The sequence below is a fragment of the Rhodococcus sp. IEGM 1330 genome, assembly GCF_033142445.1.
GTDB lineage: Bacteria > Actinomycetota > Actinomycetes > Mycobacteriales > Mycobacteriaceae > Rhodococcoides.
Genome location: NZ_JAWLSB010000008.1, coordinates 237,242 through 263,040 on the forward strand (window position 1 = coordinate 237,242; position 25,799 = coordinate 263,040).

Here is a 25,799-nt window from a genome sequence, read left to right on the forward strand (position 1 = left end):
TTCCTTCGACTGGTTGCGTGATGGCTTGCGTCAGTTGTGTACGGGCTGATCGACGAGCACCTGAGCGCCACGCTCGAGCTTGACGAGGTGATCGCACAGGTCGAAGTAGCGATCGTCATGGGTCACGACGATCACGATGCGGCCTTCGTCGCGAATACGCGGAAGGATGTCGGTGTAGAAGCGGTGGCGGTTCTCCGGATCCTGTTCTGCGGCCCACTCGTCGAGCACCACCACATCGCGCGGGTCGGCCAGTGTTTCCACGAGTGCGAGCCGCTTGCGCTGTCCGCTGGACAGTCCCTCGAAGATCAGCCGTTCCCCGTCGAGCTCGACTACCGCGTCGAGTCCGAGCTCGCGCAACCAGTAGCGGGCACGCGCGGCGACCTCGGGATCGGACGACCGCAACCGACCGAACACGTACGAGTCGGCGAAGCACGCCGAGACGTTCTCCCGATAGGCGACGATCTCGTTCGGTGTGAGCGCACTGCCGTCGACCTCGAGCGAACCACCGTCAGGGGTGTACAAACCGGCCAGCACACGGCCCAACGTGCTTTTGCCGCTGCCATTTCCGCCCACGAGGAAGGTGATGGTTCCGCGGGCGAACCGCTGTGTCACCGGTCCGATCGCGAAGGCCTCCCCTGGCGAGGCAGCGTTGTACGCGAAAGTCATGCCCTCGACGCCGATCTCGTCGACCACTGCGGGTCGCTCGACGTCGACGACGATTTCGCTGTCCTCGCGCAGTGTCGCGACCTCGCCGATTCGGCGCAGTGCCACGACGGCGCGCGACAGAACCGGTCCGATGTTGAGCACGGTGACGAGCGGGGTGTTGAGGTACAGAACCGCCAGTGCGACACCGACCCGATCCTGCGCCGGAATACCGAGGGCGTCCCCGCCGAAGGCGACGGCACCGACGCACGCCAGGAAGAGCATCTGCCCCCAGTACCCCGTGACGAGGCTGACGGTGGAACCTCTGACGACACTGCGTGCGTAGTCGGCCGATTGCCGACGCAGGTCCTGCTCCACCAGGGATGCCCTCAGCCGGGAGCTGAGCTTGACGTCCTTGAAGCCGTGCGTGATGGCCTGGTAGGTCTCGTGCAGTCCGTCCTGAGCTTCCCGGGCTCGGTACATGTGAGCTCCGGCTCTGCCGTTCGCGAACGCGTACGCACTGCCGCCGACGACGATGACCAGCACCAACACTCCCAGCGCAACGGGCGAGAGTATGCCCACATAGCCCAATGCGCAGATGACGATCACCGAGTTGATGAGCAGCAACGGCAAGGACTGCACGGCCTGCCCCACGGCGGCGAGGTCCTCGGTGAGCACCGCCATCGCGCGGGCAGTGCGGAACGACTCGAATCCGCGCAGCGGCACCGACAGAAGGTCGTCGACGAGCCTCGTGCGCAGTCGGTCGACCGACTTCTGCGTCACCCGCACCAACGCGTTCGACGCCAACGCACCGGACAGCAGTACCGCGACGGCCGCCGCGACGAACGGTGGCAATGCGTCGAGTCCGGTGTCGGAGGTCACCGCGCTGGTGATGGTCGCAACCATGACTATGGTGGCAACGCCGGTGACGATTCCCGCAATCACGGCCAGGGCCGAGATGCCGCGACCGCCTCGAAGTAGAACTGCGAGCAGTGTTTTCATGACGAGGTGTCTCCTTCGGTGGCGTCGCCCGCGGTGGCCGCGTCGGCGAGTGCTGCGCGGTACGCCTGGATGATCCGTCCATGCCGCGGCGGTGACACACGGGCGGTGTCGACGACGAGCATCAACGCGAGCCGATGCTCGGGTGGGTGTATAGAGAACGTCGCCATCAGGGCGAAGTCGGTGTCCTCCTGCGAGAAGTGGGAATCGTCGTCCTTCGAGCCGAACGTGTGCGTCTTCTCGATGTCCGAAAGACGATGGAAACGAACGAAATTGAATCCGTAGTCGAACAACGGCCCCTTGCCGACGGCCGTCGTGATGTCCACGTTCGGCAGGCGTCGATGCGGCATCAAGGCTGCCTCGATGCGAGCGCATTGCTCCGCTGTCACGATCGGATCGGCCAGGGCACGCAGCTGCAGCGGCAGCATGTTCAGAAACATCCCGCGGGCGTCGACACCGCCCTCCCTCTCGAGGCGGCCGTTCGCGGTTGTACCGGTGACCAGTTCACGATCGCCGAAAACGTCGGCAAGCGCGTGAACGTGCACCGCCATCGCGAGGTGACGAACCGAAACACCTGCGGCTGCGGCACGTTCACGCAGCGCATCGGCGTTGATCTCGGTGCGTCGGACGTCTCTGTCAACGATGCTGCGAACATCGGCCACCCGTCGCGGCCGGACGCCGCGTAGGTGCTCGGCCCAGGCCCGCGATGCCGCTGCGGACGATCGCGCACGTCGTTCGGCTGCAACGAAATCGACGAACTTGACGGGTACGGGTGGGTACGCGGTGTCGTACGCCTGATCTCGTCGGAGCAGAGCATTGTGCCTGTCGACGACCTCGGCCAGGGTCGAGGTCCAACTCCACCCGTCCAGCACGAGGTGGCTGTCGCTGATGATCAGCTGGTCCTCCCCCGGTGCGACGCGAACCAGCGTGAGACGAAACAGCGGTGCCCGGTCGAGGTCGAACGGGCGCACTCGTTCCGCGGCGACGATCTCGTCGATCACCGCATCGGCGTCCGAACCGGCAGGCACCGAGACCACCGACAGGGGCGTGGCCACATGCCGATGCACCAATTGCACGGGCTCCGCTGCACTCCACTCGTCGACGGAGGTGCGCAACACCTCGTGTCTGCGCACGGTATCGGCGAGTGCCACTCGAAACGCCAATGGATCGAGCCCGCCGCGAATGCGCACACTGACCGTGTTGTGGTAGACCCCAACGGCCGAATCGGAGCGAATATGGAACAACATGCCCTCCTGCGCTGCCGACAACGGGTACGCATCGGCCACGTCGTAGGGCAGGCCGTCACGAACGTCGGCGTCGATCAGCGAGAACGGCAGCAGCTCTTCGTCTTCGGGCTCGGTCCTGGGCCCACGATCTGCAACGAGTGCGGCAAGCTCTCTCAGACTCGATGCGCCGAGTACATCGCCGATTCCGAGTTCTGTTCCACGCGAGCGGACATCGCTGACGAGACGGACGGCGAGGATCGAATCGCCTCCGTTGGCCAGGAACGAGCGGTCTTCGTCATGCGCCTGAACTCCCAGCGCATCGGTGAGTGCGCGCTCGAACCACTCTCGGGCAGAGTTCGATTCGCCACGCTGCCGCACCTCCGGCTGGAGCGCCACAGCCGTCAGCGATTCCACTCGACGATCGAGCTTGCCGTTGACCGTCACCGGGAACTCACGCACGCGATGGATTCGGTCGGGTACCTCGTAGGCAGCCAGACCAGCGGCAGCACCGGCGTACAGATCGGCGCAGTCGGCGGCGGCGTCGACGAACGCGAGCAGCCGGTTCTCGTGGGCGACGACGCAGGCACGCCGAACACCGGAGAGTTGCTCGAGCACAGCCTCGACCCCGGCCGTTTCGATCCGGTGTCCGCGGACTTTCACCTGTGAGTCGATGCGACCGTCGACGTGCAGTTCGCGTGGCGCGAGCCACCGCCCCTTGTCGCCGGTGAGGTAGAGCCTCGAACCGGGCAGAGCATCGGGAAACGGATCGGGGACGAAGCGCGACGCCGTCAGCCGACCGCGTCCGAGATAGCCGAGAGCCAGACCTGCACCACGAACGGTTATCTGGCCTTCGAGGCCCCTCGGCAGTGCCCGCCCGGCCGCGTCGATCACGACGACGTCGAGATGTGCGAGCGGTTCTCCCACCTGGACGGCGGAGGCCTCGAGATCGGTTCGGGTGACCACCCGCTGAGTGGTGTGCACCGTGGTCTCGGTGGCACCGAGCATGTTGATGACGTCGACTTGCCCCGCCGGGTGTTCGACTGCGTCGAGCCACTGCTGCACGTAGCCGGACGAGACCTGCTCGCCGCCGAGCACCACGCGTCGCAACGACGGCAGGACCGGCCGCGCCGCAATCAGCGATCCGAACGCCGAGTTCGTCAGCGACACAACGCTCACACTGTCCTCGTTCAGCCGTACGGCCAACTCGAAGGGGTCGCGAGCGACGCCCTCCTCGTAGATCACCACGCGCGCCCCGAGGGAGAGCGCCGTCCATATCTCCCACACACTGAAGTCGAAGGTGAACGCGTGCACGGCGGAGACGATGTCGCCCGGCTCGATGATCGAGGCAGTGGCATCGCGGAGCGCCAACAGATTGGCGTGAGTGACCGGGACACCCTTGGGAGTGCCGGTGGTGCCCGAGGTGAAGATCACGTACGCGGGGAGACCTGAAACGACCGTCGGCAGCTCGACCGCATCGACCGCATCGACCTCGGGAACCACCGGTGCGCGGTCGATCGTGTCGAGACCGGGCGGAGCATGGGTGACGTCCGAGAACACACCCGACTTCGCATTCGACTGTGCCGCAATGGAAGCAATGCGGGCTGCTCCGTGCCGAGTGTCCACCGGAACATACGCTGCTCCGAGCGCCATGATCGCAGCCGCCCATGCCACGAACTCGTGATCGCGCTCGACCGACAACAGCACTGCGTCTCCGGGGACCACGCCGTGCTGCGTCAGAACTCCTGCACGCACCCGAATTTCCCGAACCAGCTCCGCGCGCGTGAGGGTCCGATCGGGTGCCACCAGCGCTACTCGGGAATCGTCGGCCGCGGACAGCAGCGGCGCGAGAATCGAGGTGTCGACCGTCGATCGAGACGCCGTCCTACCTGTGAGTCCGACCGAAAGTTCCGCGACGGATACGGACGAATCTGCGGCGAGAACGGTGAGCAGAACGTCTCGAATGCCGTCGTGTGTCACCGCCGACCAACCCGGCAGCGCCGACTCGATCTGCACCTCCGGTGTTTCGGTCGCCGAGATACTCACCGTCAGTGCGGCTTTCATCTCGCCTGTGTGCACTGCGACAGGCCGAGCTGTGGCGCCGCCCAGTGCGATGTCGGATCGATCGGCGCTCTGGACGTTGACGAACACCTCGGTCGGCAGAAAGAACTCGGGGTCATCGCGGCGGAGGTCGGCCACCACGCCTGCCAGATCCACGTCGGCATGCCCGCTCGCATCCTCGACCAGTGCTTCGATGCGGCTACGAACCGTACCGAGACTGTCGGACTCGCACACCTCGACGACCACAGGCACGGTGCTCACGAGTGGGCCGACCACGTCGAATTCCTCGACCTCTCGACGGTTGGCCAGTGGCACCGACATGCACAGAACCTCCGAGCCGAGCAGCCTCGACAGCGTGACGGCCACTGCAGTGAACCAGCTCGCGGCATCCCGGCGACCGGCCGTCACCGGGCCGCGGCTGACGACGGGTTCGCCGGGCTCGGACGGCCGCCAGGCCCGGCGATACGGCACCGTCGACAGGTGGTCCGTCCACCACGACCTCGACGAACGCCGTACGCGGGCAACATCGCGGTACCGGGGACGAGTCCGAATCGAGGACACACCCGGTTCGGCGAGCTCCCGGGCGATGTCGGTGATCAGGAGCGACACCGAATGGCCGTCGATCACGGCATGGTGGAACACCATGGCGATGCGGTCCGAGCGTCCCTCTCGGCGAAACAGGGCGACTCGCACCAACGGTCCGAGCGCCCACCCACGTGCAAGCAGTTCCTCGGTCGCGGTGTCGATGTCGTCCACGACAGCGATCTCGGGAACGATCGGACCGACGGGTTCGAGCGCGAAGCCGGGTCCGTCCGCGTCGACGATGCGCGTGGCGAACACGTCGTGTGATGCCAGGACCTCGAGGATCGCCGCGAGCACGCGTGCGCTGTCTCCGCCGTCCAGATCGAACACACACGGCACCGAATATGCGGTCGACGGTGCAGCGCAGTGCGCTCTCCAGAGCCGTTCCTGATACGGGCTCGGTGCCCGCAGGTCTGTGGCGTCCTTCGCCTCGACGCCCGTGTCTGCGACAGCGAGAAGGAGATCGATGTCGCTCACCGTTTCGCCCCGTTCAACGATGCGGCCATTCGGTCGAGGTGGGCGACATCGACGCGCTCGAGAAGTAGGTCCTCGTGTTCACCCAGGGTGTCGCGTTGCTTGAAATCGTGCAGCGAGACATCCACTTTGAGAATGCGCCGGTACAGCGCGACGATCTTGAGCTGCTTCATCGAATCGCCGCCGAGCGCAACGATGGACGACGACCGAGTCGGCTCGGATCCGAGCACGGACGTCCAGATCGTTTCGAGCACGCGGTGCGGTGCAGCGGACGATGCGGCTGCTGCCGTCGGTTCGAGGCCTTCCGACACCGCCGGCCTGTCCGCGTGCCGGGCGAGGGCCGAGACATCGACCTTGCCCACCTCGGTACGAGGAATCTCGGCCACCCAGCGCACCCGGCTGGTGCGCAATTCGCGTCGCCAGGTGGTGTCGACTCGTTCTCGCACCGATGCGACCACCTCGTCCCGCTCTTGCGGTGAGCATTCGACGACGACCTCGATTCCGCCGTCCGCCACGACCACGGCGGCTCTCGTCACTCCTGGGACGACGGCAACGTCGTTGCGCAGAGCCTCGAGGTCGGTGCGGACTCCGTTGACCTTCACTTCGGCATCGGTACGGCCGAGATAGACCAGCCCGTCGGACGTGGCTCGCACGCGGTCGCCGGTCGCGTACATCCTGGTGCCCGATCCGGTTCCGCCGTCCACTGCCATCGGCAGGAACGAGGCCGCGGTGCGACGCGTGTCGCCGTGGTAACCACGTGCAACGCTGTCGCCCGAGATGTGCAGGATCCCGACCGCGCCTACGGGCACGGCGGTGAGCAGGTCGTCGAGTACGACTGCGACCGAACCACGGATCGCGGTGCCGATGGGGGTGCGATCGCGCCGGCGGGTGACCTCGCGCAACCACGTTGCGTTGGAGGTGCATTCGGATGGTCCGTACAGGTTGACGACACGTACGCCCGGCCACAGGGCCCGGGTGCGGTCGACCAGAACCGGATCGAGGGCCTCACCACCGAGCAGTAGCGTTCCCTGCGTCGTGATCGGATGTTGCGTCGCCACGTCCAGGAATTGATTCCACACGGCCGGCACCGTGTTGATCGACACGTTGTCGATTGCAGTAGCGCGGTCGATCTCCCGTAGTACGTCGCCCGACTCGGGCAGCACCACCGTTCCCCCGGCAGTGAGCTGCCCCCAGATCTGCTTGACGATGGCGTCGAACTCGGGAGCGCTGAGGACCGGCATGGTCACTCCCGGACCGCAGAGGTCCTCGGCCTCGAGAAAGGCACAGTAGGCCGACAACTGAGCCCGTTCGACGACGATCGCCTTCGGCTTCCCCGACGTTCCCGACGTGAACTGCACGTACGCGGCGGCAGAGGCCGACGTTCGATCGAACTCGCCGGAGGCCGATTCCTGACCCGACACGATGGTCGATGCGATACGGGCATAACCGGATTCGTCGTCGGAGGACAACAACAGATAGGCGCGCCCCGAGATCAGGGCTGCGAGCAGTTCCACCACCGAGCCGATCGACCGATCGAATCGCACCGCAACCACCTGACCGGCTCGTGATGCATCGAGTTCGTCGGCCCGCACCTCGGCGGCACGGATCAGGTCCGCGTAGTCGAGCGTCGCGGAAACGGATCGAATTGCGATGCGGCCGGGTGTGATTCGGGCGTGCGCGCGGATGCGCTCGACGACATCGACGTTCTCGAACTTTCCCGCCGCGGGCAAGGACTCGTGACCGGCGATACCCGCATCGAGTCGGCGTGCCGTTTCGGTCGCGATGGAGGACGCGACCAACGAATCGAGCGTCCACCCGTCCACCTGACTGGAGACCTCCACCCGATCGGATGTGGCCGTGATGGTGATGTCACCGGCCTCCACCACCCAACCGGTGCCGGTGCGTGTCGTCTGCAGCGAACCGATAGTGCCTTCCCCCAACAGAAACGGCGTCAGCGCAGCATGGACTGCGGTCTCGACAGCATCGAGGGAGGTGTCGGCCACATGCGCCGTCACCCCGTTCGGTTCGTGGCTCGCGCTGTCGTCGACCGCGACCCAGGCCCCGGCCAAACGAGCGAACAACGTATCGGCGGTCATGCCCAACTCCCCTCTCCGGTCATGCACACCCGCACCTCTCGAGAGCCGGTGTACGGCTGCCGTCCGTGTGCGAAGCGGCGATTGTCGACGATGGTCAGGTCTCCTGCCTCCCAGGGCACAGCGGTGGACGTCGCGTCGACCGCATCGCGCACCGCGCTGATGTCGGATTCGACGAACGGCGTGCCGTCACCGAGCAGCGTGTTCTTGGGAATTCCGTCCTCACCCACGACGTCGAGCAAGTCCTCTCGCACCCCTGACGGCAGCGTGCGCACGTTGAACGCGACCATCTGGTTGAACCACGACTCGACGCCGCCCTCGCAGTCCCGGTATGCAGGCAGGGTCCACGACGACGTGACGACGTCACCGTCGATCCGTACGTTCTCTCCGCGTCGGGCGGCAGCGTCGAGAAGCTCGGCCTCGTCGTTCACGCCGTACGCGCTGCGCCAGTCGGTACCCAGAAGCGGGTGAAAGGCGCGCCGGTACCGGATGCCGAGGAGACGGAGCCGCTCGGCAAGCGCGCTCGGAATTCGCTCGGCGATCTCCACCGTCGATGCAAGCGGAGTGGCCCCGCCGGAACGTGCAGGTTGAGCACAGCAGAATGCGAGATAGAGCGGCCAGGTTCGCGAGTACGCCATCTCAGAGTGCAGATCGATCGCATACTCGGACGGGAAATCCGTGGACGAGTACACGTTTCGATCGATTCGGGTGCGCGGCGTTGCGCCACCGTGGTACTCGAGCGGCGCAGCACCGGTTACGGCTTCGGTGATCGCGTCGAACTCGCGAACAGCCTCTCCGAGACCGCGCAGACGCAGCACGCCCTCGGTCGTGAGAATCTCGCGGAGTTCGATCAGATGGGAATCGATCCACGCGGTCGCGTCGGCCCCGACGTCGATCGCCGTGCTGGTGGTGGTGGTCAACGTGTGCTCCTCGGTGCAGAGTCGGCTGTGGTGCTGATGGGCAGATCGGGAACGCGTTGGTCCGTGGAATCGGAAGGCTCGGTGAGGTCGGCCAGGATCGCGAGAAGATCACTCAGGATGCGGTGTCCGTCCTGCTCCGTCACCTGCTCGAGATCGCAGTTGAGGGTCACCTCGATGCACGACGCGCCGCCGTGGTCGATCACCGACGCGGTCAGCGCAAGGCCCGTGCGTTCACGTGTCGACAGCACATCGACGGGGCGACCGAGAAACTCTGCGGCCGCACCGGTTCCTCGCGCGTCGTCGACGATCACCGCTGTCTCGTACATCGCACCGACACCGGCCATGACGGCTTCGTCCGGATCATGTTCGTGAACATCGGATTCGGGCTCTGTTCGCAGAGCGCTGTGCATCGACTTCAGCAGAACGCCGACATCGGCGGGCAGTCGCACGTCGAGCGTGCGGGTTTCGATGTACATGCCGGGCGAATCGTCGTGGCCTGCCGGACGGTGTTGTCCGACGCTGCCGAACCGCACGTGCCGACCGGACCGGCCGAGCAGCAGTGCCCAGCCGGCGTGGGCCAGTGATGCCAGAGTGACACCGCGTCGGGCGGCAGCCCGCCGTAGCTGCCGAGCAGCCCCCGGTTCGATGGAGCGGGTCAGATCGATGTTCCCGTGGCCCGCCGCGGGTGCGTCCGGATCGAGCGGTGGCAGCAACGTGGCCGGGGAACGGTCGAGAGAGGGGGGTCGTTGCCGATTCGCCGAAACCACCATGTGCAGAAGCATTCGGTGATCGGCCTCCGTCGGCACCGGTCGATCGAAGTAGCGATCGTCGATGTGCTGCAGCAGCATTCGGACAGTCCAGCCATCGGCGACGAGATGGTGGAAGGTCAAGGCCAACGCACCGGTCGAGATGGTGGCTCGAAAGAGCGCCGAACCTTCTGCAAGAGAATCGACTTCGACCCCCGCATCGAGGGCGTCGGACACGAAGACCGGTTCGGCGTGCGCTCGCACCACCAGGATCGGATCGGCGAGCCCCTCCCATACGATGTCGCCGCGCAGAAGGGGCATCACCGCGACCGCGGATCGGACGGCTGCACACAGTCGGTCGACCTCGACGTCGTCCGGCAGTCTCAGAACGATCTGCTCGACGTACGCAGCACCGGGATCGGAACCGCTGCGCAGGTACATCGCCTCCTGTACCTCGGTGAGCGGCGCGAGGGCCTCGACAGGCCCGGAGGCAAGTACGTCGTCGATGGTGTTGCCGCGCAGATCGATCGCGCACAGTCCGGCCTCGACCGCAATCGGCCGGGCCGTCGACGCGGCTGTCACCGCCGCGACGATCGCATCCGCGAGCAGTTCCGCCGACTCACCGTCGACGTGTTCGACCGCCATGACGAATTCCCCGCCTCTGAACCAGGCGTCGATCTGTACGGCCACCGGTCGCGCGGCGTGAGCGGCACGCAGGTGCCCCTCGCCGTACGCACTCGCCGAGCGTGTCCGATCGGCGTCGAGTCGCCCGACGTAGTTCACGCCGACGTGTGGACGCACTCCCGGGCACGGGTCCGACCCGAGGACGTACCGCAAGACCGTGGGCAGCTGGCCAGTGGTGCCGAGACACGTTCGCCGTGCTCGGATCTCCGCGATCTGCTCACCCGGTGTCGCGGGGTGCACCGGAACTGCGGACAGTCCGGTGAACCACCCGACGGTTCGGGTGAGGTCGATACCCTCCGCATCGAGCTCACGTCCGTGCGTCTCGACTTCGATGACGACCGGCGATGCGCCTGCTGTCTCGGCATACGCCGTGACCGCCGCCGACTGCAGGATCTCCTCGACGCTGGCGCCGACGGCTGCCGTCGCCGCATCGATCACCGCGGCGGGAACACTTCGGTGTACCGAGACCGCGTCGCCCTCGGTGCCCGCGTCGATGCGTCCGGCATCAGCGCCCGTCGGCGTCGATCCTCGGTAGGCCGCGCGGCATCGCTCGTACGCGCCGGGCGCGCTCGCGTCGGAGGCCAGCCATTGCACCCACTCGTGAACGCTGGTGCGCTCGGACGGAAGACGAGCGCCGTCCTTGCCGTGCGTGATGGCCTCGATCAGGTCGCCCGCAACGATGTGCAGGGACACGACATCCATGACGAGGTGATGCGCGAGCACGATGATCGTGGCCGCACCCGAGTCCATCGCTCGGACGACGCCGAAACCGATCGGGGTGCCGTTGTCGATGCCGACTCGGCGGGTCAGCAGGTTGAACACCCGCTTGCACGCGTTCGTCACTTCGTGGTCGACCGTGTCGAAGAAGAAGAGGACAGGGCATGCCTCGGCGAGAACGAACTCTCGAACCGAGTCCGTTTCTTCGAGTCGGACGCGAAGCATGGGGTGCACGCGAAGCACCTCGGCCACTGCCGCATCCACGAGGGCACTGTCCGGCAGAAAGTCCAGATCGAGACGAATTGCCATGTTCCACTGTGAGATCGGCTCGCTCGACACGCGATCCCTGAACCAGTGCACTGCCGGCGGTAGGAGTCGACTGCGATTCGGCTGGGTACCGTCGGCCATGGCAGACGGGTCGACGGATGCGGTTGCCACCAGGGCATCGACGGTGCCATCGGCGAGGGCTACCTGTACGTCGAGTACGACACCGCTGCGCCGCACTATCGCCGACAGTTCCAGCGCACGCAGCGAATCGCCACCGGCGGAAACGAACCCGATGGTGCGATCGGTGACGCCGAGAACCTCCCGCACCGCCGAGGTGACGATGCCGTCGATGTCGGCGGCGTCGCCGGGGTCACCCACGGCTGAGGTACCGGCGAGAATCCGAGTCCGCAACGCGACGTCGTCCACTTTCCCGTTTCGGGTCAGCGGCAACTCGGGGACCACGTGCACACGCGCCGGCACCAGATGGGCAGGCAGGGTCGTCCCCATTGCCGCACGAACGGACCGAGCGTCCCTGTCTCGAACCACGACAACACATTCGATGCGTACCGCCACACCGTCGCTGGGTGCGACGAGCAGTGCGCGCGCCGAGACCACGCCGTCCACCGCAACAGCCGCGGTCTCGATCTCGGCCGGATCGACTCGGTATCCTCGAACCTTGGCCTGACGGTCGACCCGGCCGACGAACGTGATCGAACCGTCCGCAGCCCTGAACCCCAGATCTGCAGTGCGGTACATGCGTTCGCCCGCCGATGCTCCGGTGGCCGCGTTCGGCCGGAACGCATCGGCCGTACTTCTGGGGTCTCCCAGATAGCCTGCTGCCAGAATGCCGGTCAGCCAGATCTCGCCGATCACGCCGTCGGCGACCCGCAGCAGGTCGGGGCCGAGGACCGCCGAACCGCGGCCCGGCTGCGACGTGCCGATCGGGAGCGGATCGATCGACCGGCCGTCGACGCGGTGGGCGAGCGCCGTCACCACCGCCTCCGTCGGGCCGTAGGCATTCCAGAGCGCCACACCGTCCGGTACGCGAGTTGCCCACGCCGGCAACGCCTCTCCCCCGACGATGACCGTGCGCACAGTAGGGGGCAGCGCGGCGGAGACGAACTGGGTCCAATAGCCCGTGGGCGGATTGAAGACAGTGACGGCGAACTCGTTCAGGAACTGGGCGAGTTCGATCGGCGCAACGATGTTCTTCGGTCTGCCCACCGCCGTCGCGCCGACATACAGTGCACCCAACAACTGTTCGAGCGACGCATCGAACGCCACCGAGCCGAACACCAACACGACGTCGGTCGGCCGATAGTCGAAACGCGCGCACGTACCGGAAAGATGGCGAGCAAGTGCGCCGTGCTCCACGGCGATCACCTTGGGCTCACCGGTGGTGCCGGACGTGAAGATCAGGTACGCGAGATGGTCGGCCGAGCTCGCCTCGGATCTCGGCAGCGCCACGGTCGACCGCACGGCCTGCTCGCCCGGCACCAACGACCAGTGCGCACCGGATCGGGCGAGCATGGCGTCGACTCGCTGGGCCGGAAGGTCGTCGTCGACAACCATCCAGGTGGCACCCACCGTCGCGATCGCGAGAAGCGTACGGGCCAGCGAAACGGACGCCGGTGCGTGGACGGCCACCACGTGCCCTGGCGCGACACCGACCGCACGCAATCGAGCCGCGTCGTGTCGACGAAGCTCGTCGAGTTCGGCGTAGGTCGAGCGGACGCGACCGTCGACCAGGGCAATCCGAGCGGGATGTATCCGCGCGTTCTCGGCGAATCTCTCGACCATCGAAACCGATTGTTCGACAGCGTGATCGACCTCTCGGTTCGCGGGGGCGGCCAGAATAGCCGCCACCGGGGTGTCACCCGTGGCAGTGGCCAGCCCCGACAGCACGGCTCGAACTCGTCGAGCCACGGCAGCTGCGGCCGCGGGCGAGACCGTCGTGGTGTCGACATGCAGGTGGAGCGCGCTCGTCGGCCATGTCCGGTACTGCAGAACCAGTGCGAACTCGGTCTGTTCGACGAGCTCAACCGATGCCGTCTCGATCCCCGGTCCGAACGAGAGCGCCGACGGATCGAGCGGATAGTTCTCGACGACGACAAGGGTCTCCGGTGCCCATCCGGTGGCAACAGGTCCGTCCATCGCGGCGGCCACCTGATCGGCGACGTGAGCACCGAGGTCGGTGAGTTCGGTGGCGTCGGTCCACGTCGAGGTGATCGGGTCGATCCGCACGAACATGCCCACCGCGCGATCCATCCCCGGTGTGCCGATGTGACGGCCGCTGCCGACCATGCCGTGCTCGACGGTCTGGACTCCGAAGACACTTCCGAGCACCAGCGACCACACCGTGTTGACCAGTGCGGCCTCGGTGATGCCGAGTCGGTCGGCCACGACGTCGAGATCGACTGGTGGAGTGATCGTGTGGGTCCGGGTGGCACCGAGTTCGTGCTCCGTCGGCGAGGACAGCCTCTCCACCAGAGGGCGTGCACTCGATCGATGGGCGGCAACGGACTCGTCCGCCGACGACTCGAATCCGGCCTGTCTCTCGCCGACGTCGCCCGAGTGGTACGCGGCCGCGAGTCCGGCGACGATCACCGGAAGGGACCAACCGTCGGCGATTGCGTGGTGATGAGTCCACAGGACCCGCACACCGTCCGCGCCCGGCGCGATCATCACCCGCGAGAGAGGGTCGACCGGCAGGGTGAAGCCGCGCGCACGATCTTCGGTCAGCACGTCGGTCCAATTCACGACCTCGTGACGGACGTCGATCGGAACGGTGCCTGCTCGTCCGGTGTCGAGGGTGAGGTACGGGGCCGCAGTGGCGTGCGCACCGAGGATCGGGAAGGCGTCGAACACTGCTCGCCACGCGGCGGCGAGACGGACAACGTCGACATCACCCGACAGTTCGAGCACCAATTGCTCGACGTAGACCCCCGGTGACGACGCCTGCGCGGTCTGCAGCAGCATCGCTCGTTGAGCACGGCTGGTGGCGAGAGCATCCGTCCGATCGCCGGTGGGCCGTACGGAGGGAACCACCTCCTGGCCGGCGACGAGCGACAGTTCGCGTAGCGGTACCGGTGCCAGGAGTCGGCGAGGTGACAGCTGCACACCCCGTCGATGCAGAAAACCCACGACCCGCATAGCGGCGATCGAGTCACCGCCATGTTCGACGAACGTTCGGCTCGCGTCGACGTCACGCGACAACGCATGCCGAACCGCATCCAGGAGAAGGCCGTCGGTGTCGGTCGACGGCACATCGGCCGCATCGCGCTCGGTCGTCGGGACCGCGACCTCGGACAACAGTGCCGCAACCGCACGCCTGTCCACCTTGCCGTTCACACTGCGCGGGATGGACTCGACGGCCCTCACAGCGCGCGGCGCGAGATGTGCAGGCACCTCCTCGCGAATACGCGAGAGCATCGATTCGACATCCAGGTCGGCGAACACGGCATCGTCGACGGCGATGACGAGGTCGCGGCGCCCACCAGGCCCCGTCGCGACACCCGCGACGCACTGATGCCCGGTGATCCGACGCACCACCGCTTCGACCTCGCGCGGTTCGATACGAAACCCGGAGATCTTGAACTGCTCGTCGACTCGGCCGTCGAACACCAGCCGACCGTCGGATCCGATCCGCACTCGGTCCCCGGTTGCGTACACCCGCCGTCCGCCGGTCCCCCACGGATCGGGCCGAAACTTGTCGGCCGTTGTGCGCGGGTCGCCGTCGTATCCGTACGCCAGTGTGCCGGTCAGGTGAAGTTCTCCGGACGATCCTGCCAGGACCGGGCGACCGGATTCATCGACCACGCGGGTACCGATACCGGGGACTGCTCGCCCGATCGTGACCGGCTCGCTCGCCGCGACGTGATCGGCGGTCGACCAGATCGCACTTTCGGACGGCCCGTACTCGTTGGTCAGCGTGGCACCGGGAAGTCTCGCATCGTGTCGATCGACCAGAGCCTCGGTGCACTCCTCGCCCGCGACGATCACCTGTCGCAGCGAGAACAGGCTCGCGGACTCGTCGAGCAGTGCCTCGTACAGCGACGGGATGGCGAGTACGTGGGTGACACCACGATGGGCGACGATATCGGCCAGTTCTGCGGTCGAGCGCGGCTGCCCCGTGTCGACGAGCAACAGCTCACCGCCGCGCACCAACGTCCAGAACAGACCGGCGTATGCACTGTCGAACGACAGCGATGACAGGTGCAGAAAGCGTTGCGGCTCTTCGTCGTACACGACATCACGCGCAGCCGTGGAGTACGCCAGAGCTGTGCGACCGACGAGCACCCGTTTCGGCCGTCCGGTCGATCCCGAGGTGTGAACGGCGTACGCAGCACGCGTCGGAGGTGTGCGGTCGGGTATCGGGAGCGCACCGGCCGTGGGACTCCCAACCGCTCCGCCGTGTTCGACGACGGCCCCTGCGAACGTCTCGGGAATCGCGCCCCTGGTACCGGTAGCGACGACGACCACGTCGATACCGGCGAGCATGATGGCGCGCCGCTGCTCGGGATACGTCGGATCCACGACGACGAAAGCGTTGCCGGACAACATCACCCCGAGCATTGCGGCCACGGTGTCGGGCTCCTTGGGCATCGACACGGCCACGAGCTCGCCCCGTCGACCGCTCAGCAGACGGGCCACCCGACTCGCCGAATGCCACAGGTCTGCGTAATTCAGCCTGGCCGAACCGGCCGACACTGCGGACCGGTTGGGGTGCGAACGTGCGATGTCGCCGATTCGTGCGATCACATCGGCAGGTGGCGGGGCAGGCTCGCGATCGGCCGGATGCACCCAACCCGAACCGAATCGACCCGGTTCGACGAAAGCGACGGACGCCGGTCCCGATATGCGCTGGAGATCGTCTCGGATGTGTTCGGCGATCAGCACCGCGGCACGGTGATACCGCGGTCCGAAATGCACTGCACAGACGTATCTTCCGTGCACCAGTCCGACCTGGAATCTCAGATCGAATTGGCCGGTCTGCGAGGGCACCGGATACGGGTTTGCCCGATAACCCGACAGGTCGAACTCCCATCGATCACCGAGAACGAAGGCAGTGCCGAACGCCAGATGCGACGGTTCGTAGAGAAAGGTGGTGCGAGTCAGGTGTGACGGTTCGTCGGCGTACTGTGCGTATTCCGAGAGCGGAAGGCGTCCGTGGCGCCTGGCCCCCGCAATGGCCGCGCCTGCTGCACGAAGGTCGTCGTCGAACGACAGCCCGACACGCGAACGCGCTACTGCGAGTTGGGTGAAGCTGCCCAGCGTCGTCAGATGTCGTTCGTCGCGCTGCAGCACCGGCATTCCGACAGCGACGTCGGCGACGGTGGAGGTCGAGACAGCGGCGAGAGCGCGTTGGAAGGCTGCGAGGAACAGTGCGGCCGGCGACACAGCGGCCGTCTTCGCATGCGCGCGAAGAGCTTCGGCGACGTCGGGCTCGGCCTCGAATCGCACGAACGGTTCGAGAGGGTCGTGAGCGGGGTCGGTCGAGGTCGGCAGATCGGCCAACGGATCGTTCGAGTAGCCCTCTACTGCAGCACGCCAGTACGCTCGGTCTGCTTCCGCGTCGGCGGATCGCAGGTAGGCCTGCTCGGCGTCGACGAACTGCTCGAAGTTCGCTCCGGGATCGATCGTCGTTCCCGGTTCGCCGAATTCGAGCGCTCGCAGGTTCGCGAAGTATTCGTTGAGAATCAGTGGTGCGCTCGCGACGTCGATCAAGATGTGATGAACCACCAGCGACACCACGGCACGGTGTCCGTCACAACGGACTGCCGCGCGGACGAGGGGGCCGGCGAACAGGTCGAACGGTTGCATCGCACGAAGCGCGAGATCCTCTCGCACGCTCCGGTCTCGCACATCGGGCACCTGAGCAACGTCGACCGACATCGACCGGTCGGTCGTCTGGAATCGGAACCCGCTGTCGTGAGCCACAATTCGGCTCGTCAGAACCGGGTGGCGTCGCAGGGCGTCCTCCCACGCCGATCGGTGCGCCGACGCCGATGCCACACTCGCAACGATGACGGACGCCACGACGTTGTTCCCCACATCCGTGGGTTCGGCGATCTGGTCGAACAGCATCGCCGACTGAGCGGCGGTCAATCGATTCATCTCGCAGATCTCCCATGGGCTGGCGTCGAGATCACCGAAGGCGCGACGCGCATCGGCTCCGACGGTGCAATGCGGGGTACAGCTCTGGTCCGGGGCTCTACTCCGCCGGGTCGTTCTTCGCCGGAACCGTGCGGTGATCGGCCGATCGGGATGCCGTCTGGCGTCCGCGTACCAGGACCACCAGTGCAACGACGACCACCACGATGATGATGGCGATGAAGGCCATCCATCCGAGGGCCAACCAGACATAGTCCGTGTTCACGAGCATTCCACCTTCGTAGGCCGATGAGAGTCGGCGACTGTCGTTCTCGTGCGCCGGGTTCCGATTCCGTCGAATGCGGTGTTGCACTTCAAAAGCTAAGTGGCAGAAAGCGGAAAGCCAATGAGGTCGCCGCGAAGGTGCACCCTCCACTACGACCAAGGTCGTAGTGGACTACGACCCTCGGGCCATAGACGTGCGTCACCCGGCCGTAGACGATCGACGCATGGCCACCGGTAGCGGAACAGTCGGTCCCAGCACTGCATCGCCGAGTCACCTCGCCGCCGCCGCTGCGCCGGATCGGCCGCTGCGGTCGTCGATCCGCTCCGCCTGGTCCGAAGCTCGCCCCGCGGTGCAGATCATCTTCCAGCTTCGGATAATCGCGGTCGTCGCCGTGGCTTCGCTCGACGCCGGAGCTGTTCCCCGGTGGACGGCCGTCGCACTGTGCTGTGCGGGGTGGCTGTGCATCACGTGGTCGATCTATCTGCTCAACGGTCTCGCCGACCGAGTCGAGGATCGGGTGAACGGATCCTCGCGACCACTTGCGCAGGGAACACTCGATGCAGGAGTGGCTCGCCAGCTGGTTCCTGCCCTGGCGTGCGCGGGTGTGATTCTGTGCTCGTCGGCCGGCCGATCGGTCCTGGTGCCGGCGCTGATCATGCTCGCCCTGGGCTTTCTGTATTCCGCCGGGCCCGCGCCGTTGAAGAACAGCGTGTGGGGGGTCCAGATCTCGGTGTTCGGAGGCGGGCTCACGACCTATGCCGCCGGAGTCTGTGCGGCCGGCACCGAAGTCTCGCCGGCCGTGATCGTGTTCGCGATTGCGATGTCCGCGTGGATGGGGGTGGGAGGTCTGGCCAAGGACCTGTCCGACGTCGAGGGTGACAGGGCCGCCGGCCGGTCGACGCTGGCGATGTGGAGCGAACGCGGTACCTGTCTGGTCATCGCGTCGCTGGCCGGAATCATCTGCGTCGCATTCGTCGTCTCGGCGTGGACAGTCGAGGAACGTCTCATCGTCCCCGCACTCGTCTTGGGCTGCGGAGTAGCGGCGACAGCCGCATGCGCCGTAGCCGAACGATCGCGTCGATGGCATGCGCGCACCCCCTACAACGCCTTCATGTACTCGCAATACGGTGCGCACACGGGCGCGCTGTGCATGCTGCTGTGATCGACACCCGGTAGCACCGGATTCGATGTCCGACCCGACTACGCAGCGAACCACCGGTGACCGACAGGTGAACCGCTTCGGGCGAAGTCCCGAACGGAAGCGTCTCGACGTGCGGGTATGCGCGCACTCGGTACCAATTGCGCTGTTTGTCCCGCTAATATGACGCGATCGGGATCGGCGTCGCGAATCAGGCTTTTCAGGGCCTGATCCGTCCGGTTCTCCAGGGCGGGGGCGAACGAAGTGAGTGTCGAGCCACATCGACTCGTCGAGCGCGCGGTCGCGGCGTACACAACCCTTCTCGACGGTTCGGGAAGCCCGGTCCTGACCGATCGATCGTTGCAATTGCAGCTGACGCGTCAGGCCGAAGCCGTGGTGCGCGTCGTCGCTACAGCGTTCGACGCTTTCGGCACACCGACATCGACGCTGCTCTCGCCCGATCCGAGCGAAGCGATCGGTGAGCAGCGCGCCAGATCAGGCATTCACCCGACCCAATCGCTGGCAGCGGCCACGTTGATGTTCGAAGCCCTGTTTCCCGTACTCGTCGAGGCGGTCGACCCACCGACCGCGACCGATACCGTCGTCGCCCTGGGAACCGCTCTGCAACGTGAGATCCAGGAACGGTTGGCGGTCGGATCGATCCCGTACGTCAACTATCTCCTGACCAAGCTCCTGTCCTCGCAGCAGGACGAGCGTAGTCGGATCGCCCGCGACCTACACGACCGTATTGCGCACGGAATGGGTGCCGCCCTCCAACAACTCGACCTCTACGACCATTACCGCACGCGCGATCCAGTTCGAGCCGAAGCCCACCTCTCCACCGCACGCGAGTCGATCAAGTCGAGCTTCGACAGCACTCGGCAGGTGTCGGCGGATCTGTGGGTTCGCTTGGGCGACGAATCACTGAGCCAGTCGTTGGCGTCCTACTTGGAATCGACCGTCCCCGAAGGAACGGTCTCCGAAGTGACGGTGGACGGGCAGGAACCGGGCCTGGCGGACGAAGTTGCTCAGGAGCTCTACCTCCTACTCCGAGAGGCGATCCGTAACGCCATCATCCATGGGAAGCCGGACGCGATCACCGTCGAACTCGCCACCCAGCAGGACAGACTGCGCGCCGTCGTCCGCGACAACGGGTGCGGCTTCGACGTCGGAGCCGTCACCGCGATCAAGATCGTGGGCGGACTGGCGTCGATTCGCGAACGCGCCGAGTTGCTCGGTGGGCGCGCCGTCATCACAGCCGATCCGGGGTGCGGGACCACGGTCGAGGTTCAGCTGCCGTTGCTCGACCGCACCGCCGAGTCGCTCGGGAGGAACCGGTGGTGACCGGGCACGCCATCCGGGTGATCCTCGCCGACGACCACACACTCTTCCGCGACGGTCTCGCAGCGTTGATCGAGACCGACCCCGCGTTCACGGTGGTCGCGCAGTGCCCGGACGGAACGAGCGCCATCGAGGTGATCACTCGAGACGTTCCGGACATCGCCGTGGTCGACATCGAAATGCCGGGCCCAGGAGCGCACGCGGTGGTGACGGCGATTCGCGCCGCAGCACCGACCGTCTCCATCGTCGTCCTGTCGATGCATCAGGATGCCGAACTGTTGCGCAGCCTGCTCGATGCTGGGGCATCGGCATTTCTTTCCAAAACCGTCGCGCGAGATCAGCTGATCGCCGGGTTGCACTCGGTCCAGCGAAGTCCGGACAACGTACTGCTCTCCACGTCTCGCGATTCGATCAGCCACGCGCTCGACTCCGAGACGCCCGGACCGCCGAACCTGTTGTCGCCCAGAGAACTCGAAGTTCTACACCTCTTGGCCGAGGCACGTTCCAACTGGCAGATCGGGCGAGAACTCGGAATCACGGAATCCACCGTGAAACGCCACCTGACCAACATCTACGCAAAGCTCGGTGCTGTGTCACGCGTGGATTGCGTCCGTAAGGCCACGGCGTTCGGCATTCCGGGCGTCTAGAGCCGCAGGCCCGCCGAACCGGTTCCGGACTGCGCCTCGCATACTGTCCCGATGATCGTCGAACACGCCCTGCTGCATGTCATTCCCCACCGAACCGAGGAATTCGAGGTCGCCTTCGCCGACGCGAAATCGATCATCTCCTCGATGCCGGGGTTCGTGAACCTGACACTCTCACGGGGCATCGAGCAGCCGAATACGTATCTGCTGCTGGTGGAGTGGGAACGCCTCGAAGACCACACCGAGGGCTTCAGGCAGTCAGCCGAGTACCAGGAGTGGAAGACGCTGCTGCATCACTTCTACGAACCCTTCCCCGTCGTCGAGCATTTCGACCCGATAGAGAACGCCTAGGAGATAAGTTCGAGTCTCGTCCCCGTCGCCCGCTCCGAGGAGATTTTCGTGGCCAACGCTTCGTCGTTCGTATCCAAGCAGGACGACATCGAGATCAGCACCTACACCTGGACCACCTCGGCCGATCCTGCCCGCGGCGTCGTGCAGATCGCGCACGGACTCGCCGAGCACGGCAGCCGCTATGCCCGATTCGCCGCTGCACTGAACGACGCCGGATTTCACGTCGTCGCGTCCGATCATCGCGGCCACGGAGAGTCGATCGTCGACACCCCTGGCGATTTCGGTGCCGCCGCGTTCGCGGGGTTGTGGGCCGACATCGAGCAGTTGGGCGAGTCGTTGCTGACCGAGTACCCGGACCTGCCACTGTTCTTGTTCGCCCATTCGATGGGTTCGTTTGCCGCGCAGCATGTTCTTATCGAACGATCTGATCTGTACGAGGGTGTGGTGCTCTCGGGTTCGACGACGTTGAACATCCTCGCGGCCGGAATGGCCGACTCCCCCGCGGGCGACCTGAGCGTGTTCAACGCCGCCTTCGAGCATCGCACCGGATACGAGTGGCTCACCCGCGACGAGGCAGAAGTGGACGCGTACGTCGCCGATCCTCTGTGCGGTTTCGACCTCCCGGAGTCGACGGTCCCCGCGTTGTTCGGTGAGGCCGACAAGCTGGCCGACCCGCACAACCTCGAGCAGATCCGCTCCGACCTACCGCTACTCATCACCTCGGGAACCGACGACCCGCTCGCCGGCGGCGGACAGTTGATCGAGACCCTCGCCGCCCGGTACCGCGAGGCCGGGATGAGCGACGTGACCGTCACCCTCTACCCCGGCGCTCGCCACGAAATCCTCAACGAGACCAACCGAGACGAGATCACCGCGAACATCATCGGCTGGCTCACCGACCGCACCGGATAGACCTACCGCTTTCGTAGCTGCACGGGCTGCCCGTCCTCCGGGAAGGGCAGCGACGTGAAGTTCAGCGGCGCAACGTAATCGGGGTCGACCGACCAGTCGAACCGCAGCAGCAGATGATGCATGATCGTCTTGATCTCCGCACCCGCGAAGAACATGCCGATGCACTTGTGCACGCCTCCGCCGAACGGCTCCCACGCGTAGCGGTGCACCTTGTCCTCACGGCGGTCGTCGGCGAACCGGCCGGGGTCGAACTTCTCGGGGTCGGGCCAGTACTGCTCCATGTGGTGCGTGAAGTGCGGCGCGACCGACGCGTACGTCCCCGCGGGTACGAACTTTCCCTGCACCTCGGTGTCTTTGACAGCGCGTCGCGCCACCACCGGCGTGGGCGAGACCAACCGCAGACATTCCTTCATGACCAGATCTACGCTCGCGAGTTCGTCGAGTTGCGCGAGTGTCGGAGCATCGGTGCCGAGCGCCTCGGACTCGGCACGGCACTTGTCCTGCCACTCCGGATGCTGGCCGAGGTACTGCATCATCGTCGACAGCGTGATCGTCGACGTGTCGTGCGCGGCCATCAGCAGGAAGATCATGTGGTCGATCACGTCGTCGTCGGAGAAACGCTCGCCGTCGTTCCCCTCGATGTGGCACAGAACCGAGAACAGGTCGTCGGTCTCGGTGGCTCGCCGCGCTGGTAGGTAGCGCCGGAAGAACTGCTCGAGCATGACCCGGCCATCGAGGCCACGCTTCCATCGGGTTCCCGGCACTCGATAGCGCACGATCGACGTCGCGGCCTGAACGCACGCCACGAAACTCGAGTTGAGCTCGGCTATCTCGGCTTCGGTGCTGCCCTCGGCGCCGCCCATGAAGATGCTCGTTGCCACCTCCAGGGTCAACGCCTTGAGCGCCGGGTAGACCTGGACGTCGCGCCCGCCCTGCCACGCGTCCAAACCCGTTGCGGTGACAGGATTCAATGCCTCGACGGACTTGGTGAGTCGGTCCCTCGTGAAGGCCTGCTGCATGATTCGTCGATGCTTCAGATGCTCGTCCGAGTCGAGCAACATCAATCCGCCGTGAAAGAACGGGCCGATCAGCAGAGACCAGCCGTCACCGTTCGCGAAAGCCTTGTCGGCGTTCTGCAACACCTCTTGGCATGCGTCCGGACCGAGAACGGTGATCCACTTCTGCCCGGCCATAGTCAGCCACGACACCTCGCCGTATTTCTCCCACCGACTCCCGAGCAGTTTCAAGGGGTCACGGATGTACTCCAGGGTGTGGCCCACGACGGGCATGCCGCCGTCGCCGTATACCGGTTGGAGCGTTGAATCAGCAGGTGGAGCAGCCAGAGCACGTGCCATCGTCTACCTCCGTCAATCTGACAGAGCGTCCTGTCAGATGAGATGTAGTCTGCGTCACAGTTGCTTCCTCTGTCAAGATCTACCCATGGCTTCCACGACGCGCCGCTACAACGGCATGAGCGCCGACGATCGCACCGCCGACCGTCGCGCGCGGTTGCTCGAAGCCGGACTCGAAGTGTTCTCGAGGGCCGGTGCCCAGAACACGACGATGACCGCGATCTGCGCGGAGGCGAAGCTGACCGAGCGCTACTTCTACCAAAACTTCTCCAGCAAGGAGGACTTGCTCGAGAAGGTGGTGGAGTCGGTATCCGACGAGATCCGGGCCGCTGCTCTGGAGGCGCTGCACTCCCCGGCCCCCACCGTCGAGGAACAGGTGCGCAACGCCGTCGCCGCGTTCGTCGGCGTGCTCACCGACGACCGCCGCAAGGGCCGCGTCGCGATGATCGAGTCACTGGCCGTCGACTCACTGCGGGACTATCGACGAAAGTCCATGCGCGCGTTCGCACATCTGGTAGCCGAGCAGTCACGCGAGCTGTTCGGCGAACAGGCCTGGCCGCAACCAGAATCCGAAATCAACGGCCTGCTGTTCATCGGCGGACTCGCCGAACTGGTCATCGCATGGTTGAACGACGAGATCGACGTCGCCCCAGCAGACATCGTCGACGCCGCCACCCGCCACTTCGTCGCGACAGCACACCGCTGAAGTGCGCTACCCGCAGTGGCGTGATCAGGTGCCCGCTGAGGCACTTGAACGCACCACTGCGCCGAAGGCGCACTCCTACCGGTCGAAGTGTGCCTTGGAGATCTGACCGTGCACGCCGACCGTCTTGTCGACCACCTGCGACACGGTGAAGTTCGCGGCCGCGGAGAGGTACGCATAGGCCGTCGCCCGGTCCATGCCGAGGTCGGTCTCGAGGAAGTCGAGCGCGTTGACCACGGCGCGACGCATGGCGGCGTTCAGGTCCGAACTCTGGCCGCCGACGGCACCGTCCGGGTCGGACAGGCCGATCGGAATCCACGAGTCCTCGTTCTCGGCAAAGGGATACGAGTACGCGACGGACGGTGCATCCCCGCTGCCCGCCTTGCAGACCGTGAGGCGGAAGGTGCCGCGCAGAGAACCTTCCATCGCGGTGAGCGCCACCTCCCCGTCGCCCATCGCCATGTGCGGATCGCCGACGTAGAACAACGCTCCCTCCGCGAACACCGGGAGGTAGAACGTCGATCCGACGCCGAGCAGGCCGACGTCGATGTTGCCGCCCCCGAGCGTCGGAGGAATCGAATTCGCATTGGGTGAGGTCAGACCCGGGTCGCTGGCGAACGCAACGCCCATCATGCCCATGAACGGACGCAACGGAAAGCGCACGGCCGCATCGCCGTAGCGCATCACACCCTGCCCGTCCTCGACGGCGGTGAACGTGGAGACGTTGCCGTACTGCGTCGGATCACCCGACGGCCTGCCGTCGCTGCCGATCGGCGGCATGACCTCGTCCAGGCTGATACCTGAAGGTGCCTCACCGGACGCGGTGACCGCCAGGGAACCCTTGCCGTGCCGACTCGAGACCACGCCGTACGGCACGCGGGGAATCGCCTCGAGCGTCTCGATCTTGAGCACGTCGCCGCGCTGCGCGCCTTCGACGAACACCGGGCCCGTCACCACATGCGGACCGTCGACGTCGAAGTTGCGGACCGTCCGGTCGTAGCCGCCGGCGATGTCGATGGCGTCCTGCAGCACATCGGATTCCGATACGCCTTTGCCGCCGAAGAATTCGACGGGATCGCGGCCCTGGTCTTCGAGAATTCCCTCATGGCTGAGTGCATCGATGGTCACCGTCTCACCGGACTTCATCTGCAGCACCGATTCGGACTCGACCGTCGGGACGTACCCCCACAGGACCTTGTCGACTTCGGAACTCAGGTAGTGATCGCCGGAGATGTCGCCTGCACCGGGCTGAAGAATGCCGACCGGTGCCGGCGCCGACGAACTCGATGGGGCGGTACTCGAGGACGACGTCGAACACGCTGCCGTACCGGCAATTCCGACGCCTGCTCCCAGCGCGGCCACGGCTTGGATGAAACCGCGACGACCGATCCCTTTGGTGATCGTCTCCGCTGCCTGCTCTGCCATCGACCGCGCCATGATGCCTCCTGAATTGTCCGAATCTCGAACGTAGACCGGAGGTGTTTCTCGGCAGTTACGAACACGCGTCGCCGCAATTGCTCAGCAGCTCAACTGGGATCGCTCCCGCCTATCGCGGACCACCAGAGCGCAGT

14 protein-coding genes are annotated in these 25,799 nt (G+C 65.8%); 6 read left to right on the forward strand and 8 right to left on the reverse strand.

Translation table 11 applies throughout. The features are described 5' to 3' along the window. Positions 1-30 precede the first annotated feature (30 nt). The 6 genes from R4P57_RS19375 to R4P57_RS19400 all read right to left on the reverse strand — a co-directional run bounded on the left by R4P57_RS19375 (position 31) and on the right by R4P57_RS19400 (position 17,787). Positions 31-1,644 (reverse strand): cyclic peptide export ABC transporter, encoded by a 1,614-nt coding sequence (locus R4P57_RS19375; RefSeq protein WP_317804455.1) that lies wholly within the window; start codon positions 1,642-1,644, stop codon positions 31-33. Further along, entirely contained in the window at positions 1,641-5,984 is a 4,344-nt protein-coding gene (locus tag R4P57_RS19380) for a condensation domain-containing protein (protein ID WP_317804456.1), read from the reverse strand. Before R4P57_RS19380 ends, R4P57_RS19375 begins: the two co-directional genes overlap by 4 nt. Further along, a complete protein-coding gene (locus R4P57_RS19385; protein WP_317804457.1) occupies positions 5,981-8,077 on the reverse strand; it encodes a non-ribosomal peptide synthetase in 2,097 nt (698 codons plus the stop codon). Before R4P57_RS19385 ends, R4P57_RS19380 begins: the two co-directional genes overlap by 4 nt. Then, positions 8,074-8,994 (reverse strand): TauD/TfdA family dioxygenase, encoded by a 921-nt coding sequence (locus R4P57_RS19390; protein ID WP_317804458.1) that lies wholly within the window; start codon positions 8,992-8,994, stop codon positions 8,074-8,076. Before R4P57_RS19390 ends, R4P57_RS19385 begins: the two co-directional genes overlap by 4 nt. Then, positions 8,991-17,525, reverse strand: coding sequence for an AMP-binding protein (locus tag R4P57_RS19395; protein WP_317804459.1), 8,535 nt, complete (start codon positions 17,523-17,525; stop codon positions 8,991-8,993). Before R4P57_RS19395 ends, R4P57_RS19390 begins: the two co-directional genes overlap by 4 nt. A 97-nt stretch (positions 17,526-17,622) precedes the next feature. Further along, positions 17,623-17,787, reverse strand: coding sequence for a hypothetical protein (locus R4P57_RS19400; protein WP_317804460.1), 165 nt, complete (start codon positions 17,785-17,787; stop codon positions 17,623-17,625). Between the two features lie 223 nt (positions 17,788-18,010). On the opposite strand from R4P57_RS19400, the gene R4P57_RS19405 reads away from it, so the two are divergent. The 5 genes from R4P57_RS19405 to R4P57_RS19425 all read left to right on the forward strand — a co-directional run bounded on the left by R4P57_RS19405 (position 18,011) and on the right by R4P57_RS19425 (position 22,173). Next, positions 18,011-18,949, forward strand: coding sequence for a UbiA family prenyltransferase (locus tag R4P57_RS19405; protein ID WP_317804462.1), 939 nt, complete (start codon positions 18,011-18,013; stop codon positions 18,947-18,949). 240 nt (positions 18,950-19,189) lie between these two features. Then, positions 19,190-20,269: a sensor histidine kinase gene (locus R4P57_RS19410; RefSeq protein ID WP_317804463.1), complete on the forward strand. Its 1,080-nt coding sequence runs from the start codon at positions 19,190-19,192 to the stop codon at positions 20,267-20,269. Continuing rightward, positions 20,266-20,913: a response regulator transcription factor gene (locus R4P57_RS19415; protein ID WP_317804464.1), complete on the forward strand. Its 648-nt coding sequence runs from the start codon at positions 20,266-20,268 to the stop codon at positions 20,911-20,913. Before R4P57_RS19410 ends, R4P57_RS19415 begins: the two co-directional genes overlap by 4 nt. A gap of 51 nt (positions 20,914-20,964) precedes the next feature. Then, positions 20,965-21,261, forward strand: a complete 297-nt coding sequence (locus tag R4P57_RS19420; protein ID WP_317804465.1) for an antibiotic biosynthesis monooxygenase — start codon at positions 20,965-20,967, stop codon at positions 21,259-21,261. A 48-nt stretch (positions 21,262-21,309) separates the two neighbouring features. Beyond that, positions 21,310-22,173, forward strand: a complete 864-nt coding sequence (locus R4P57_RS19425; RefSeq protein WP_317804466.1) for an alpha/beta hydrolase — start codon at positions 21,310-21,312, stop codon at positions 22,171-22,173. Positions 22,174-22,175: 2 nt separating this feature from the next. On the opposite strand, the gene R4P57_RS19430 is transcribed toward R4P57_RS19425, so the two are convergent. Then, a complete protein-coding gene (locus R4P57_RS19430; protein ID WP_317804467.1) occupies positions 22,176-23,528 on the reverse strand; it encodes a cytochrome P450 in 1,353 nt (450 codons plus the stop codon). A gap of 85 nt (positions 23,529-23,613) precedes the next feature. Here R4P57_RS19430 and R4P57_RS19435 point away from each other — a divergent pair, with 85 nt between their 5' ends. Continuing rightward, a complete protein-coding gene (locus R4P57_RS19435; protein ID WP_317804468.1) occupies positions 23,614-24,231 on the forward strand; it encodes a TetR/AcrR family transcriptional regulator in 618 nt (205 codons plus the stop codon). 75 nt (positions 24,232-24,306) lie between these two features. Here the strand turns inward: R4P57_RS19435 and R4P57_RS19440 are convergent, their stop codons facing one another. Further along, entirely contained in the window at positions 24,307-25,665 is a 1,359-nt protein-coding gene (locus R4P57_RS19440) for an acetamidase/formamidase family protein (RefSeq protein ID WP_317804469.1), read from the reverse strand. Between the last annotated feature and the right edge of the window lie 134 nt (positions 25,666-25,799).

Bases quoted from the DNA above. Each gene is read 5' to 3' on its own strand.
- R4P57_RS19375 (WP_317804455.1), bottom strand. From the start codon at position 1,644: ATGAAAACACTGCTCGCAGTTCTACTTCGAGGCGGTCGCGGCATCTCG.
- R4P57_RS19385 (WP_317804457.1), bottom strand. From the start codon at position 8,077: ATGACCGCCGATACGTTGTTCGCTCGTTTGGCCGGGGCCTGGGTCGCG.
- R4P57_RS19395 (WP_317804459.1), bottom strand. From the start codon at position 17,525: ATGAATCGATTGACCGCCGCTCAGTCGGCGATGCTGTTCGACCAGATC.
- R4P57_RS19405 (WP_317804462.1), top strand. From the start codon at position 18,011: ATGGCCACCGGTAGCGGAACAGTCGGTCCCAGCACTGCATCGCCGAGT.
- R4P57_RS19420 (WP_317804465.1), top strand. From the start codon at position 20,965: ATGATCGTCGAACACGCCCTGCTGCATGTCATTCCCCACCGAACCGAG.
- R4P57_RS19430 (WP_317804467.1), bottom strand. From the start codon at position 23,528: ATGGCACGTGCTCTGGCTGCTCCACCTGCTGATTCAACGCTCCAACCG.
- R4P57_RS19435 (WP_317804468.1), top strand. From the start codon at position 23,614: ATGGCTTCCACGACGCGCCGCTACAACGGCATGAGCGCCGACGATCGC.
- R4P57_RS19440 (WP_317804469.1), bottom strand. From the start codon at position 25,665: ATGGCGCGGTCGATGGCAGAGCAGGCAGCGGAGACGATCACCAAAGGG.